Annotated in this window: 15 protein-coding genes; 3 read left to right on the plus strand and 12 right to left on the minus strand. The window is 55.0% G+C overall.

Features of this window, described 5'->3' with window-relative positions; genetic code table 11:
• Positions 1–79: 79 nt before the first annotated feature.
• From coaE to yacG, 3 genes are read left to right on the plus strand one after another with little or no spacing between them, the layout of a single operon-like run.
• Positions 80–700: a dephospho-CoA kinase gene (coaE, locus tag GTGU_RS08045; RefSeq protein ID WP_038155617.1), complete on the plus strand. Its 621-nt coding sequence runs from the start codon at positions 80–82 to the stop codon at positions 698–700.
• Positions 700–1,443 (plus strand): cell division protein ZapD, encoded by a 744-nt coding sequence (gene zapD, locus GTGU_RS08050; protein ID WP_038155618.1) that lies wholly within the window; start codon positions 700–702, stop codon positions 1,441–1,443. Before coaE ends, zapD begins: the two co-directional genes overlap by 1 nt.
• Before the next feature lie 9 nt (positions 1,444–1,452).
• The gene (gene yacG, locus GTGU_RS08055; protein WP_038155619.1) at positions 1,453–1,647 is read left to right on the plus strand and encodes a DNA gyrase inhibitor YacG; all 195 of its coding nucleotides are present in this window, start codon (positions 1,453–1,455) and stop codon (positions 1,645–1,647) included.
• On the opposite strand, the gene mutT is transcribed toward yacG, so the two are convergent.
• The 12 genes from mutT to murD all read right to left on the minus strand — a co-directional run bounded on the left by mutT (position 1,644) and on the right by murD (position 16,068).
• On the minus strand, positions 1,644–2,036 hold the full coding sequence (mutT, locus tag GTGU_RS08060; RefSeq protein ID WP_038155620.1) for an 8-oxo-dGTP diphosphatase MutT: 393 nt from the start codon (positions 2,034–2,036) through the stop codon (positions 1,644–1,646). The two genes, yacG and mutT, sit on opposite strands and share 4 nt — an antisense overlap.
• 58 nt (positions 2,037–2,094) lie before the next feature.
• Positions 2,095–4,800 carry a preprotein translocase subunit SecA gene (gene secA / locus GTGU_RS08065; RefSeq protein ID WP_038155621.1) on the minus strand — a complete coding sequence of 902 codons (2,706 nt, stop codon included), beginning with the start codon at positions 4,798–4,800 and terminating at the stop codon, positions 2,095–2,097.
• A 61-nt stretch (positions 4,801–4,861) separates the two neighbouring features.
• Positions 4,862–5,368 (minus strand): secA translation cis-regulator SecM, encoded by a 507-nt coding sequence (gene secM, locus GTGU_RS08070; protein ID WP_038155622.1) that lies wholly within the window; start codon positions 5,366–5,368, stop codon positions 4,862–4,864.
• Positions 5,369–5,630: 262 nt separating this feature from the next.
• The gene (lpxC, locus tag GTGU_RS08075; RefSeq protein ID WP_038155623.1) at positions 5,631–6,548 is read right to left on the minus strand and encodes a UDP-3-O-acyl-N-acetylglucosamine deacetylase; all 918 of its coding nucleotides are present in this window, start codon (positions 6,546–6,548) and stop codon (positions 5,631–5,633) included.
• 100 nt (positions 6,549–6,648) lie between these two features.
• Positions 6,649–7,800, minus strand: coding sequence for a cell division protein FtsZ (gene ftsZ / locus GTGU_RS08080; RefSeq protein WP_038155625.1), 1,152 nt, complete (start codon positions 7,798–7,800; stop codon positions 6,649–6,651).
• A gap of 109 nt (positions 7,801–7,909) precedes the next feature.
• A complete protein-coding gene (gene ftsA / locus GTGU_RS08085) occupies positions 7,910–9,166 on the minus strand; it encodes a cell division protein FtsA (protein ID WP_038155627.1) in 1,257 nt (418 codons plus the stop codon).
• Positions 9,163–9,996, minus strand: coding sequence for a cell division protein FtsQ (ftsQ, locus tag GTGU_RS08090; RefSeq protein WP_038155628.1), 834 nt, complete (start codon positions 9,994–9,996; stop codon positions 9,163–9,165). Before ftsQ ends, ftsA begins: the two co-directional genes overlap by 4 nt.
• Before the next feature lies 1 nt (position 9,997).
• The gene (locus GTGU_RS08095; protein WP_038155630.1) at positions 9,998–10,918 is read right to left on the minus strand and encodes a D-alanine--D-alanine ligase; all 921 of its coding nucleotides are present in this window, start codon (positions 10,916–10,918) and stop codon (positions 9,998–10,000) included.
• The gene (murC, locus tag GTGU_RS08100; protein ID WP_038155631.1) at positions 10,911–12,386 is read right to left on the minus strand and encodes a UDP-N-acetylmuramate--L-alanine ligase; all 1,476 of its coding nucleotides are present in this window, start codon (positions 12,384–12,386) and stop codon (positions 10,911–10,913) included. The genes GTGU_RS08095 and murC overlap by 8 nt, the downstream gene beginning before the upstream one ends.
• A gap of 57 nt (positions 12,387–12,443) precedes the next feature.
• On the minus strand, positions 12,444–13,511 hold the full coding sequence (gene murG / locus GTGU_RS08105; protein ID WP_038155633.1) for an undecaprenyldiphospho-muramoylpentapeptide beta-N-acetylglucosaminyltransferase: 1,068 nt from the start codon (positions 13,509–13,511) through the stop codon (positions 12,444–12,446).
• Positions 13,508–14,752 (minus strand): cell division protein FtsW, encoded by a 1,245-nt coding sequence (gene ftsW, locus GTGU_RS08110; RefSeq protein WP_038155634.1) that lies wholly within the window; start codon positions 14,750–14,752, stop codon positions 13,508–13,510. The genes murG and ftsW overlap by 4 nt, the downstream gene beginning before the upstream one ends.
• Complete coding sequence (gene murD, locus GTGU_RS08115) at positions 14,752–16,068, minus strand: UDP-N-acetylmuramoyl-L-alanine--D-glutamate ligase (protein ID WP_038155635.1); 1,317 nt, start codon at positions 16,066–16,068, stop codon at positions 14,752–14,754. The genes ftsW and murD overlap by 1 nt, the downstream gene beginning before the upstream one ends.

Raw genomic sequence — 16,068 nt, forward strand, 5'->3', positions numbered from 1 at the left:
CACTCGCCATCTGAGGTGAAGGCGGCATTACTTTTAACCAATTGATTTGTCTGGCTTATTAATCCAGTAAAAGGGCTTTATGAAGTATACGGTAGCGTTAACCGGCGGCATCGGCAGTGGCAAGAGTACGGTGGCAGAGGCATTTTCTCGCCTCGGGGTTAATGTTATTGATGCAGATGTGATTGCCCGCCAGGTGGTGGAGCCCGGAACGCCCGCGCTGAAAGCCATCGCAGAACACTTTGGTTCACACATGGTGACTGCCGAAGGCGTTTTGGATCGTCGTGCGTTACGCGAGCGCGTGTTTGCTCACCCGGACGATAAACACTGGCTGAACGCACTGTTGCACCCGCTGATTCAGCAGGAAACTCAACGTCAGATTGAAAAAGCCACCTCACCTTACGTGCTCTGGGTTGTTCCTCTTTTTGTTGAAAACCGACTTTTTGATAAAGCCGACCGTGTTCTGGTGGTGGATGTCACGCCTGAGACACAGATTTTCCGCACCATGCAGCGCGATAATGTCTCGCGCGAACATGCGGAGCATATTCTTGCCGCTCAGGCCTCGCGTGAAGCGCGACTCGCTGCGGCCAACGATATTATTGATAACAATGGCGCACCAGATGCTATCGCATCGGATGTTGCCCGTCTGCATGCGCACTATTTGCAGTATGCGCGTCAGGCTGTTTTACAGGAAAAATCGTAATGCACACCCACGTCCTTTTTGAACATCCTCTCAACGAAAAGATGCGTACCTGGCTGCGTATAGAATTTTTAATTCAGCAACTGGAAAGCAAGTTGCCTGTTAATGATCACGCCAGCGCGCTACATTTTTTCCGCAATGCCGGTGACCTGCTGGACGTGTTTGAGCGTGGAGAAGTCCGCACTGAGTTGCTAAAAGAGATGGAGCGGCAGCAACGAAAACTGCAGGCCTGGATGGAAGTGCCCGGTGTGGATCAAAACCGCATTGAAGCGCTGCGCCAGCAGTTGAAAACCAGTGGCGCGATTTTAATGTCCGCCCCCCGTATGGGGCAGATACTGCGTGAAGATCGGCTGATTGGCCTTGTGCGCCAGCGCCTGAGCATTCCTGGCGGCTGCTGCAGCTTCGATCTCCCGACGCTGCATATCTGGCTGCACACCTCGCAACAACAACGCGATGCTCAGGTACAGCGCTGGATGGACAGCCTGCAACCGCTGAACCAGGCGCTGACGCTGATCCTCGATCTGATCCGTAATTCCGCCCCATTCCGCAAGCAGACCAGCCTCAATGGTTTCTTTCAGGATAACGGCGACGATGCCGATCTTTTACGGTTGCAGCTGGCGCTGGATGATCAGCTTTACCCGCAAATTTCCGGTCATAAGAGCCGTTTTGCGATTCGTTTTTTACCGCTGGACAGTGAAAACGGCCTCGTGCCTGAGCGTCTGGATTTTGAACTGGCCTGTTGCTAAGGAGCGAGCATGTCTGAAGAAACTATCGTGAATTGCCCGACCTGCGGCAAAGCTGTTATCTGGAATGAACAGAGCACATTCCGCCCCTTCTGTTCCAAACGTTGCCAGTTGATTGACTTAGGCGAGTGGGCCGCGGAAGAGAAAAGGATCCCCAGCAACGGGGACCTGTCTGAAAGCGATGACTGGAGCGAGCAGCAGAACTAAGCCTGCGCGACCAGCTTCGCGATAACCGGTTCGTTGGCAGGCGGAAACGCGTCTGCCAACAACGCTTTCTGCGCCACCCAGCGCCCTGGTTGCCCTTCTTTCCCCCAGGGTTCACCCCGCCAGCTTTCCACCAGCCAGAACCACAATGTGATGTGCCTGTCAGGGAACTGATATTCCAGTTTATCGAAGAATACTGGCATCGCGGCGTCAATACCGACTTCTTCCGCCAGTTCGCGTACGACCGCCTGTTCCGGCGTTTCGCCCTCTTCAATTTTACCGCCGGGAAACTCCCATTTGTTCGCCATGTGGGCATCCGCAGCGCGTTGAGTGATGAAGATTTCACCCTGCGGATTGCGAATGATCCCCACAGCGATTTGCAGTTTTTTCATATCATCTTTCCATAAAAAAGGCGCAGATTTCTGCGCCTTTGTGTTTTTATCAGAAACCTTAGCTCAGACGGCCATGGCACTGTTTGTATTTTTTACCAGAACCGCACGGGCAAGGGTCGTTACGACCCACTTTGCGATCACCGGTCTGCGCCGCGATCGCCGCGGCTGCCGCAGCGTCGTCATCCTGATGGCTCAGTTGCTGCATTTGCGCCAGACGCTCAGCCTCTTCACGACGCTGTTGCTCCATCGCTTCTACCTCTTCCGGCATGCGCACCTGCACTTTACACAGGGTGCTGATCACTTCGTATTTCAGGGATTCCAGCATCGCCGCAAACATGGAGAAGGATTCGCGCTTGTATTCCTGCTTCGGATCTTTCTGTGCGTAACCACGCAAGTGAATACCCTGACGCAGGTAATCCATCGCCGCCAGGTGCTCTTTCCACAGGGAATCCAGCGTCTGTAGCATCACGCCTTTTTCAAAGTGACGCATCATCTCAGCGCCTACCACTTCTTCTTTACGCTGATAAACGTCGATGGCGCTTTGCAGAATACGCTCACGCAGCGTTTCTTCATGCAACTCTGGTTCTTTGTCCAGCCATTCGGAGATCGGCAGGTCGAGGTCGAAGTCGTTTTTCAGGCGTTCCTGCAGACCAGGAACATCCCACATTTCTTCCAGCGACTGCGGCGGAATATGCGCATCAATGGTGGCTTTGAAGACGTCTTCACGAATGCTGTTGATGGTTTCGCTGACATCAGTCACATCCAGCAGCTCGTTACGCTGGGTGTAAATTGCGCGACGCTGGTCGTTCGCCACATCGTCATATTCCAGCAGCTGTTTACGGATGTCGAAGTTGCGGCTTTCCACTTTACGCTGTGCGTTGGCGATGGCCTTCGTTACCCATGGATGCTCGATAGCTTCGCCCGGTTTCATCCCCAGTTTACGCATCATGCCGGAAACACGGTCAGAGGCGAAAATACGCATCAGCGCATCTTCCATAGAGAGGTAGAAGCGGGAAGAGCCCGCATCACCCTGACGACCGGAACGACCGCGTAACTGGTTGTCAATACGACGGGATTCGTGACGCTCGGTCCCGATGATATGCAGACCGCCCGCTTTCAGCACCGCTTCATGGCGAACCTGCCAGTCTGCTTTAACCTGTTCAATCTGTTCCGGGGTCGGATTTTCCAGCGCCGCCAGTTCAGCCTGCAGGCTGCCACCCAGCACGATATCCGTACCACGCCCCGCCATGTTAGTGGCGATGGTGACGGTTGACGGGAAGCCCGCCTGCGCCACAATCTCTGCCTCGCTGGCGTGAAATTTGGCGTTCAGTACGTTGTGCTTGATGCCGGCTTTATCAAGTTCACGCGATACCAGTTCTGATTTTTCAATCGAGATGGTCCCCACCAGAACCGGCTGGCCGTTGGCGGTACGTTCTTTGATATCTTCGATAATCGCCTGAATTTTTTCCGCTTCGGTCATATAGACCAGGTCCGCCATGTCTTTACGGATCATCGGACGGTTAGTCGGTACGACGACAGTATCCAGTTTATAAATGGAGCTGAATTCAAACGCTTCGGTGTCTGCAGTACCGGTCATCCCCGCCAGTTTTTCGTACAGACGGAAGTAGTTCTGGAAGGTGATGGAGGCCAGCGTCTGGTTTTCGTTCTGGATTTCCACACCTTCTTTGGCTTCTACTGCCTGGTGTAAACCATCAGACCAGCGACGGCCCTGCATGGTACGACCAGTGTGTTCGTCGACGATGATGACTTCGCCGTCTTTAACGATGTAATCCACGTCGCGGGTGAACAACGCATGGGCGCGCAACGCGGCGGTAACGTGATGCATCAGCATGATATTGCCCGGTGAATACAGGGATTCACCTTCATCCATGATGCCTTCATTCACCAGCAGTTCTTCGATCAGCACCAGACCACGTTCGGTCAGGTTAACCTGACGCGCTTTCTCATCCACAGAGTAGTGACCGTCGCCCTGGAAAGTATCAGAGTCTTCTTTCTCCTGACGGACCAGGTGTGGAATGATTTTGTTCACTTTACGGTACAGCTCAGAGCTGTCTTCCGCTGGACCAGAGATGATCAGCGGCGTACGCGCTTCATCAATGAGAATGGAGTCCACCTCATCCACCAGCGCATAGTGAAGTTTACGCTGTACGCGCTCTTCCGGGCTGAACGCCATATTGTCGCGCAGGTAGTCGAACCCGTATTCGTTGTTGGTACCATAGGTGATGTCCGCCGCGTAAGCTTCGCGTTTCGCCGGCGCTGGCATACCTGGCAGGTTGATGCCAACCGTCATTCCGAGGAACTCAAACAGCGGACGGTTGTTTTCGGCGTCACGTTGCGCCAGATAGTCGTTGACGGTCACCACGTGAACACCTTTGCCGGACAGCGCGTTGAGGTACGCAGGCAGCGTGGCGGTCAGGGTTTTACCTTCACCGGTACGCATTTCCGCGATGCAACGATCATTCAGCACCATGCCGCCCAGCAGCTGTACGTCGAAGTGGCGCATGCCAAACACGCGCTTACTGGCTTCACGTACCACGGCAAAGGCTTCAGGGATCAGGCTTTCAACACTTTCGCCTTTCTCGAGGCGCGCACGGAACTCGGCCGTTTTGCCTTTCAGTTCTTCGTCGGAAAGTTTTTCAAACTCCGGCTCCATCGCGTTGATCTGAGTAACCACTTTGCGCATACGACGCAAAGTACGGTCGTTACGACTGCCGAAAACTTTAGTTAATAATTTGATTAGCATAATAAAATCTCAAACGCCCCGCGCGGCGGAGCAAAAATATGTCGTTAAGGTATCCGTTTTTTTAGCTGAGGTGTTGAGGACCGGCACGGATGCCTTGCACCTGGCTTATCCAGGTGGAAACGCAGAATGCAGAAGGGTAAGAGTGAGTATTACGGGCGACCTGCTTAACAATAACCGGCGGTTTGCGCTCCTGGGTCAGCATCGCGCTGAGCGTGTCGAGCAATGCCAGATGTTGCGCCTGCTGAAGGGGAGACGATTCTTCCGCGCTGGGTAATACCTGCGGCGCCATCGCAAAAGAGAGATGACGGATCACCGTCCGGATAGCGTGCTGGTGCCAGTAGTCGACGGTAAACGTCGGGCGACGATTCGCTTCCAGCAACGCAAGCTGGGTGAAATTGACCGTTGCCGAAGCGTTATGGTTGCTGGCTGAGGTGTTTGCGGGTGCAGTAGTTTCTGCATTCGCACTGAGCGCAGGCAGGCCGAAACTCGCCGCGACCATCCCCAACAGGAGATGTGGCCAGAAATATCGTCTACCTAACTGTCGCCAGCGCGTCAGTATTCCGCTCACTTACGTCGTCACCTTTGATTTAGACCAACACCCTGAAAATTTTTGCGCATAAATCTTACCATTATTAGACGAGTACAGCAGCAGGAATGAAAGATAACGGCCTGTTAAAATGGTTAATAAACCAGCGAACGCATCAAATCAGAGGGTTAGTGAAGTGAGTTTTTCGCGAAAGCGACTAAACAGAAATTGCAGAAATAAAAAACGACTGGTTTCCTGACCGGAGAGAGTGCCAGGTTGCCAGTCGAATTTTTCGTGGTCAGGCTTACGCCAGAACCATTGAAGGTGCTTTGAATGCCAGCGGTAGTTCAGCTTCGTCTTCGTAGGTCACATATTCCCAGGCTTCCTGTTTTGCCAGGACGGCCTGCAGAAGTTTGTTGTTCAGTGCGTGACCTGATTTATACGCCGTGAATGCACCGATGATATTGTGACCACACATAAACAGGTCGCCAATCGCATCCAGCATTTTGTGACGGACAAATTCGTCTTCGAAGCGAAGACCGTCTTCGTTCAGTACGCGATAATCGTCAACAACGATGGCACAATCGAAGCTACCGCCCAGGGCAAGGCCGCGGGACTGCAGATATTCGATATCACGCATGAAACCGAAGGTACGTGCACGGCTGATCTGGCGCATGAACGCATCCGCAGAGAAGTTCATGGCATAACGCTGGTTGCTGGCATCAATCGCCGGATGGTTAAAATCGATGGTAAAGTCCAGCGAAAAACCATTGAACGGTTTGAATTCAGCCCATTTGTCGCCATCTTCAACGCGAACGGTTTCTTTAATACGCACAAATTTCTTGGCGCAGTTCAGTTCATCGATGCCGGCATCCAGCAGCAGATAAACGAACGGTGCGGCACTGCCGTCCATGATCGGGATTTCTGGCGCATCAACTTCAACGATGATGTTGTCGATACCCAGACCCGCCAGCGCGGCATTAAGGTGCTCTACCGTAGAAATCCGTACGTCATGCTCATTAACCAGGCAAGTACAGAGCATGGTATCACGCACAGATTTGGCATCAGCCGGAAAATCTACCGGTGGATTCAAGTCAGTGCGACGATAGATGACCCCGGTATTTGCCGGCGCAGGGCGTAACGTCAGCGTGACTTTCTTGCCGGTATGCAAACCGACGCCAGTCGCCTGAACGATACGTTTAAGTGTCCTTTGTTTGATCATCGTATAATCTCGCCAAATTAACTATCCAACCGAAGTGTACACCACATTCGGCAGGGCAGTTTAGCACAAAGAGCGCAGATTCCCAAATTCCAGCCGATTCTTAGTCAGCTTGCTTGCGCAGGAACGCGGGGATATCCAAATAATCCGGTTCTTTGGTGGTTTGCGGCGTATTGTCGTTCACCACTTTTGCGGCCGGTTTCTGCTCTTGCGTCAGCGGTGACATACCATGCTGCTGATAGCGATCCATCACTGGCTGCTGAGACTGCTTGTTCGTCACCAGCGTAATTTCCGGACGCTTGTCCATGCCGATACCGGTAGCAACTACCGTCACGCGCAGTTCGTCGTTCATGTCCGGATCCAGAGAGGTACCGATAACCACGGTCGCGTTATCCGAGGCAAACGCACGGATAGTGTTACCCACGGTTTCGAACTCATCCAGACGCAGGTCGAAGCCCGCCGTGATGTTGACCAGAACGCCACGCGCGCCTGACAGATCGATATCTTCCAGCAGCGGAGAAGAGATAGCCATTTCAGCCGCTTCTTCCGCACGGTCTTCACCGCTCGCCACGCCGGAGCCCATCATCGCGTAACCCATTTCGGACATCACGGTGCGGACGTCTGCGAAGTCGACGTTCATCAGACCCGGACGGGTAATCAGCTCGGCGATACCCTGCACCGCGCCTTTCAGGACGTCGTTGGCAGCACCAAATGCGTCAAGCAGGGAGATACCGCGGCCCAGCACTTTCAGCAATTTGTCGTTCGGGATGGTGATCAGCGAGTCCACGTGCTTGGACAGCTCGGTGATACCCTGCTCCGCGAATGCCATGCGCTTTTTGCCTTCAAAATTGAACGGCTTCGTCACAACTGCAACGGTCAGAATACCCAAATCTTTCGCCACTTCGGCGACAACCGGTGCAGCACCCGTGCCGGTACCACCGCCCATACCTGCAGCGATGAACACCATGTCGGCGCCCTCCAGCGCTGTACGCAGTGCTTCACGGTCTTCTTCAGCCGCATTGCGACCGACTTCCGGGTTAGCCCCTGCGCCCAGACCTTTAGTGATGCCACCACCGATCTGAATGGTCTGGCCTACCGCGGTTTTACGCAGTGCCTGCGCGTCAGTGTTGACTGCAAAGAATTCAACACCTTCAATGCGCTCGCGCACCATGTGTTCGACAGCATTACCGCCGCCGCCACCGACGCCGATGACTTTAATCACCGCGTCGTTGGTCAGTTCCATAGGTTCAAACATAGTTTCTCTCCGTCTTATACACTGCCTCTTTCAGGTAACCCGAAAGACTGGTGTATTGTGCCTGTTGTCGCCTGAGACCGCTAATTTTCTGCGCTCTCTTAAAAAAAAATCAGAATTCTTTGCGCAGCCACGAGTTCAGTCGTTTGAGCCACGACCCTACCGTGACGCGTTTTTCCACTTCCGCTTCACCACTGAGATGAGACTCCTTCCCGTAGTGAAGCAGGCCCACCGCCGTTGAGTAATACGGCTCCTGAGCGTAATCCGTTAAGCCGGTGATGTTCAGCGGCGCGCCGATACGCACCTGGGTGTGAAACACCCGCTGAGCACAGGCGGCAAGACCTTCAATTTGCGCCGCGCCACCGGTAAGGACAATCCCCGCCGCCAGGTGATGTTTTACACCTTGCTGGCGAAGCTGTTCCTGTAACTGCAAAATCTCTTCGTTCACCAGGTTCAACAACTCGGTGTAACGCGGTTCGATGACCTCTGCCAGCGTCTGACGCTGCAGGCTACGCGGCGGACGTCCGCCGACGCTCGGCACTTCAACGCTTTCGTCTTTGCCGACAATCGACCCCAGCGCGCAACCATGGCGCACTTTAATCGCTTCCGCGTCGCTCGGCGGCGTACCAAACGCATACGCGATATCGCTGGTCACTACGTTCCCTGCGTAGGGAATCACTTTGGTGTGACGCAGCGCGCCGCCAGTATATACGGCGATATCCATAGTACCACCGCCGATATCAACCACGCAGACCCCTAATTCGCGCTCATCTTCCGTCAGGACGGAATAGCTTGAGGCAAGACCTGCAAAAATAAGTTGGTCAACTTTCAAGCCACAACGTTCCACAGCTTTGACAATGTTTTTCGCCATATCGTTGTGACATGTGATCAGGTGCACTTTTGCCTGCATTCGAACGCCTGATAACCCCACCGGATTTTTAATCCCTTCCTGATAGTCGATCGCGTATTCCTGCGGGATCACGTGGAGCACTCGGTGCTCGTCACGGACACGCACGGATTTCGCGGTGTGGACGACGTTTTCAACGTCTTCCTGCGTCACTTCCTCTTCAGAAATCGGTACCATCCCGATTTCATTCTGACAGCTTATGTGCTTACCCGAAAGCGCCAGATAGACGGAGGAAATCTGGCAATCCGCCATCAGTTCAGCCTGGTCAATGGCGCGCTGTACGCACTTCACCACGGACTCCAGGTCATTTACCCCGCCTTTATCCATACCACGGGAAGGACAACTGCCCACCCCAATGATATTAACCATACCGTCGGGCAGAACTTCCCCTACTAAAGCGGCAACTTTCGCGGTGCCAATCTCCAGTCCAACTACCAGTTTTCTGTCCGTCGCCTTGATCATTGTTGTTCTGCCTGTGCCTGTGCCTGATTCTGTGGTTGATTCGCATCCTCAACGGGAGCAGGTTCCCAACCCACTGCCGCGCCAGAGTCATAACGCAAATCAACGTAGCTTATCCGTTTCCCATCGGTCTGCGCCTGCTGTTGTAATACCGGGTAGAGCTCGACAAAGCGCTGAAGGCGTTTCATCGTGTCGCCTCGCCCCAGGTTGAGCCGAATATCATTACTCAGCGTCAACTGCCAGGAACGGCGCGCGGTCATCGCCGCCATCTTGAGAACGAACTTCTCTTTTGCCAGCACTTGTCCCATATCCCGGTATCCCTGAAGCACTTCACTTTCGCTGCCCTCGGGACCATACAACATCGGCAAATTTTGTTTACTGGTACGATCCGCCGGTACGCTGAAAGAGTTCCCTTCCGCGTCAACCATATGTTGATCATTCCAACGTGCAATTGGCACATATTCAACCAGATGAATCTTCAATTCGTCTGGCCACTGCTTTCTTACGCTCGCCTGCTTGATCCACGGCAGACGTTCAATCTGGCTCTGAATAATATTCACGTCCTGTGTCATGAAAGTGCCGGGAGATCCCAGCGCCAGAATCGACTGGCGAATATCATCATTGCGCGTGTAGTGGCGGTCGCCAGTCACTACCAGCTTCGACAACGGTAACCGTTGCGCATCTTCCATCCAGCCCAGCACCATCCAGCCGCTCACTAACACGGTACACAACACCGTCAGCAGGAAAATAATCCCTGCAAGACGCGTTCCATTATTGCGTCGTGAAGAGGGCTCCTCTTCCCGGTTCCGCGTATTCAGCGCAGCCTGCGACATATCACCCCGCCAGGTCCAGTATCCGTACAACTAACTGCGAGAAGCTCATTCCTGCCTGACGTGCAGCCATCGGCACAAGACTATGGCTGGTCATTCCTGGCGAGGTATTGGCTTCCAGCAGGTAAAACTGGCCGTCATTATCCTGCATGACGTCAATTCGCCCCCAACCACGACAGCCGAGGACATCCCAGGCTTTCGCGACCAGTGATTGCATTTCCGTCTCCCGCGCCGGATCTTCTACGCCAGGGCAGAAATATTTTGTCTCATCAGAGAGATACTTCGCCTCATAATCATAGAAGGTTCCTGCTGGCTGGATGCGAATTGACGGTAAAATTTCATCACCAAGCACCGCAACGGTAAATTCCGGTCCGCTTAGCCATTTTTCTATTAATACTTCGTCATCATGCTGAAAAGCCAGCGCTAATGCCTCATGCAGTTTGTCATTTTCGTTGACTTTCGACATGCCAACGCTGGAACCTTCACGGCTCGGTTTAACAATCAGTGGCAGACCGAGCGCCGCAATTTGCTGCTCAACCTCAGCCGGCAATCCATTCGCAAACTCGCTGCGGGTCAACGCCACCCACGGTGCTACCGGCAATCCCGCGCCCTGCCACAACAGTTTGCTGCGCAGTTTATCCATCGAGATAGCCGAAGCCATCACCCCACTGCCGGTATAAGGCATGCCAATAAGTTCCAGCAAGCCCTGTAATGTTCCATCTTCGCCGCCGCGCCCGTGCAGCGCAATAAACACTTTCTGAAACCCCATATTTTTCAGCAGGGTAACATCCACCTCGCGCGGATCGACCGGGTGCGCATCAATGCCTGCTTCGCGAAGTCCGGCGAGCACGGCTGCACCGGAATTAAGCGAAACCTCACGCTCCGCCGAGGTCCCCCCCAGCAAGACAGCGATCTTATCAGTCATGATGCGGCTCCTCCTGGGTTTGCGGCTGCAGTTTGATTTCAGCTAAGTTACGTGCGATTTTGCCGACATTTCCCGCACCCTGCACCAGAATCAGGTCGTTACCTGTCAGTACCGGTGCTAACATTTCGGCGACCAGCGCCGGGTCTGACACCAGAATCGGGTCAACTTTACCGCGTCCACGGATCGTACGGCACAGCGAACGACTGTCTGCGCCCGGGATCGGCGCTTCGCCCGCCGGGTAAACGTCCAGCATCAGTAGCGCATCAACCTGCGTCAGCACGTTGGCGAAATCGTCGTACAAATCACGCGTACGCGTGAAACGGTGCGGCTGAAACAGCATCACCAGATTTTTATCCGGCCAGCCTGCGCGAGCGGCTTTAATCGTGGCATCCACTTCCGTCGGGTGATGTCCGTAATCATCCACCAGCATCGCCGTACCGCTTTTACCGTTCACCTCTGTGAGTGGGAATTCACCGAGGAAATCGAAGCGACGACCGGTACCCTGGAAACTGGCCAGCGCGCGTAAAATCGCGTCATCGTCAATCCCTTCTTCCGTCGCAACAGCAACCGCCGCCGCCGCGTTCAGCGCGTTATGGCGGCCAGGCGCGTTCAGCATGACGCGCAAATTGCTTTTCTCGTGACGCACCAGGGTGAAATGCACCTGCGCACCAGTCTGTTGATAATCTTCCACACGCACGTCAGCATCTTCGCTGAAACCATAAGTGGTGACCTGACGGCCAACACGCGGCTGCAGTTCACGGATCACCGGATCATCAACACACATCACCGCACGACCGTAAAACGGCAGGTTGTGCAGAAAGTTGATAAACGTCTGCTTCAGGTTTTCGAAGTCGCCCTGGTAGGTATCCATATGATCGGCTTCGATGTTGGTCACAATGGCGACCATCGGTTGCAGATGCAGGAACGACGCATCGCTCTCATCGGCTTCCGCAATCAAATAACGGCTGCTACCCAGACGTGCATGCACGCCTGCCGCTTTCACCAGCCCGCCGTTGACAAATGTCGGATCGAGTCCGGCTTCGGCGTAAATACTGGCCACCATCGCGGTGGTGGTGGTTTTACCGTGGGTACCGGCAATCGCGATACCGTGACGAAAGCGCATCAACTCCGCCAGCATTTCAGCACGACGGATCACCGGGATACGGGCTTCATGCGCGGCCACAATCTCCGGGTTATCGGCAGCAATCGCTGTAGAAACGACCACCACGCTCGCATCGCGTACGTTTTCCGGGCGGTGATTAAAGTAAATGGTGGCGCCTAACGCCGCCAACTGTTGCGTAACCGGGTTTGGCGCCAGATCAGAACCGCTGATCTGATAACCTTCATTGGCCAACACTTCGGCAATACCGCCCATGCCAGCACCGCCGATGCCAACGAAGTGGATGTGCCGGACGCGACGCATCTCGGGCACAATGGAACGCAGTTTCGCCAGTTGTTGTGTATTCATTCTTTAAACGCCATCAACTACTCAAAAATTCGTGCAGCGCAACATGCGCTGCGAGGGTTAAGCCTGAGCTGCCAGGCTTACTTCTTTCGCCACTCGTTCGGTGGCATCCGGGATAGCCGCCGCGCGCGCGCGCGCGGCCATCGCAAGTAATGTTTCTCTGTCCCAGCCTGCGAGGGTGGTCGTCACCGCGTCCACCGTAAACTGCGGCTGTTCGAAAATCTTTGCGGCACCCGCTTTCTCCAGCGGCAGCGCATTCCAGTACTGCTGGCGGTCTTTATGCTGGAAAGGCACAAACAACGCCGGGAGCCCTGCGGCGGCAACTTCACTCACCGTCAGCGCGCCGGAGCGGCAAACCACTACATCCGCCCAGGCATAGGCCGCCGCCATATCATCAATAAATTCAGTGACTTTATGCTGTGGTTGCCCGGCATCTACATAGGCCTGTTCAACGGACTGCTGCGCACCTTTGCCGCTCTGATGCCAGACCGAAATGCGGTCACCAAGCTTCGCCGCGACCTGCGGCATCGTCTGGTTAAGCACGCGCGCGCCCTGAGAGCCGCCGACCACCAGCACACGAATCGGGCCATCACGCCCCGGCAGACGCTGTTCCGGCAGCGGAAGCGCCAGCACATCGACACGTACCGGGTTGCCGACGACATCGGCATTCGGGAAAGCGCCAGGAAACGCCTGCATCACTTTCTTCGCGATTTTCGCCAGCCATTTGTTGGTCAGACCCGCAATGCCGTTTTGCTCATGCAGAACCACTGGAATGCCCAGCGACCACGCCGCCAGCCCCCCCGGGCCAGAGACATAACCCCCCATGCCCAGCACTACGTCAGGCTTAAAGCGTTTCATGATCGCCCGCGCCTGTCGCCAGGCATTGAAAATGCGGACCGGAGCCAGTAGCAGCGCTTTAATGCCTTTACCGCGCAGGCCGGAAATGCGGATGAAATCGATCTCGATACCGTGTTTAGGCACTAAATCCGCTTCCATACGGTCAGCAGTTCCCAGCCAGCGCACCTGCCAGCCCTGATCCATTAAATAGTGCGCGACCGCCAGCCCCGGGAACACGTGTCCGCCGGTACCGCCCGCCATCACCATCAACCGCTTTGCCTGACCACTCATCGAACACCCCGCGTAAACGCCTGAGCCTTTTCCAGACGCGTTTCATAATCAATGCGCAGCAAAAACATGATTGCTGTCGACATAATCAACAAACTCGAACCACCGTAACTGATCAGCGGCAGCGTCAGACCTTTGGTCGGCAGCATGCCCGCTGCCGCACCGACGTTCACTAACGCCTGAAAACTGAACCAGATACCGATAGAACAGGCGAGGAAACCCGCAAAACGTTGGTTAATCTCCAGTGCTTTTCGCCCGATAGACATCGCACGAAAAGCGACGAAGAATACCATTAAAAGTGCCAGTACCACACCGATATAACCTAATTCCTCGCCGATAATGGCAAAGATGAAGTCAGTATGCGCTTCCGGCAGATACTCCAGTTTCTGGACGGAGTTCCCCAGCCCCTGCCCCCACATTTCGCCGCGGCCAAACGCCATCAGCGACTGGGTAAGCTGATAACCGCTGCCGAACGGATCTTCCCACGGGTTCCAGAAGGAGGTCACGCGGCGGATACGGTACGGCTCGGCGAGGATCAGCAGCACTACCGCCGAAAGCCCCATGCCGATAATGGCAATGAACTGCCACAGCTTGGCGCCCGCCAGGAACAGCATCGCCAGCGTAGTGACGAACAACACCACCACGGTACCGAGGTCCGGCTGCGCCAGCAGCAGGATCGCCAGCACAAAAATCACCCCCATCGGTTTTAAGAAGCCGCGAAGGTTGTTACGCACCTCGTCAGCTTTGCGCACCAGATAGTTGGCGATATAGCAAAACAGCGACAGCTTGGTAAATTCCGCTGGCTGAATACGTAGCGGGCCAATCGCAATCCAGCGTGATGCCCCGTTAACCGAACTCCCGACAACCAGTACGATAAGCAGCATCACAATAGAAAGAATGAGCATGGTGGTGCTGTGACGCTGCCAGAACTCCATCGGCAGGCGCAGGGTAATCAGCCCCAGGCACAGCGCCAGGATCAAGTACAGACCGTCACGTTTGGCAAACAGGAAAGGATCGTTTGCCAGACGCTGCCCCACTGGCATGGATGCCGAAGTCACCATGATGAAACCGATAGCTCCCAGCCCAAGCGTCAGCCACAGCAGCGTACGGTCGTACATGACCAGGCTGTCGGTGTCTTTCTCTCGCGAGCCCATCACCCAGCCTTTTAACGCGTTGAACACCCAGACCAGAATTCCTGATCCAGGCAGTCGCGGCATTCTCAGGCGAGGGAGAGATAAGCGCATCAGCCTAACTCCTTCGCGAGACGCGTAAATTCATCACCGCGCTGCTCAAAATTTTTGAACTGATCGAGGCTGGCGCAAGCCGGAGACAGAAGTACCATGTCACCCGCGTTGACCTGCGGCGCAATCAGACGCATCGCCTCTTCCATGGTGTCGGTCTGCGTCGCAATTTCAGGACGCAGTGCCGCCAGCTCGCCGCCATCACGGCCAAAGCAATACAGGCGGACATTATCGCCGCCCAGATACTGTTTCAGTGCGCTGAAATCGGCGGATTTACCGTCCCCCCCCAGTAACAGATACAGCGTACCGTCAACATGCAGCCCGTTCAGTGCCGCTTCAGTACTGCCGACGTTGGTCGCTTTTGAGTCGTTAATCCAGCGCACGCCGTTATGCTCCAGCGCCAGCTGGAAACGATGCGGCAGACCGGTAAAGGTTGTCAGCGCTTTCAGACTGCTGGCGCGCGGTAACCCGACCGCATCAGCCAGTGCCAGCGCTGCCAGCGCATTGCTGTAGTTATGCTGCCCGGAGAGCTTCATCTCTTTCACGTTCAGCACTTTTTCACCTTTCACCCGCAGCCAGGTTTCGCCTTGCTGACGGTTCAGGTGATAGTCGCCCATGTTGACGCCAAAGCTGACGCAACGCTCATCGGCGCCACGTACCGGCATGGTCAGCGCGTCATCGGCGTTGACCACGCAAACTTTGGCGTTTTCATAAACGCGTAACTTGGCCGCGCGGTACTGCTGCAGACCAAACGGATAACGATCCATATGATCTTCTGTGACATTCAGAATGGTTGCCGCGGCTGCCTGCAAACTGGAGGTGGTTTCCAGCTGGAAGCTGGAGAGTTCCAGCACGTACAGTTCGCGGGTAGCATCCAGCAGCATCAGGGCTGGCAGACCAATATTACCGCCGACACCAACGTTCACGCCTGCCGCTTTCGCCATTTCACCAACCAGCGTCGTGACGGTGCTCTTGCCGTTCGATCCGGTGATCGCCACGATCGGCGCCTGCGCTTCGCGACAGAACAGCTCGATGTCGCCGACGATCTCCACCCCCGCTTCCGCTGCGGCGCTCAGCGACGGATGCGCCAGCGCGATCCCTGGACTTGCCACGATCAGATCAGCATCCATCAGCCAACTGTCATTCAGGCTACCGGTATGATGTTCAATCTCTTCCGGCAGTTTATCGAGACCAGGCGGCGTCATACGGGTATCCATGACGCGCGGTGTTACGCCGCGCGCGAGGAAAAAATCGACGCAGGAAAGTCCGGTCAGTCCGAGACCGATAATGGCGACTTTTTTGCCCTGGTAATCTGCCAT

Origin of the sequence: Trabulsiella guamensis ATCC 49490, assembly GCF_000734965.1 — a bacterium.
Taxonomy (GTDB): Bacteria; Pseudomonadota; Gammaproteobacteria; order Enterobacterales; family Enterobacteriaceae; genus Trabulsiella; species Trabulsiella guamensis.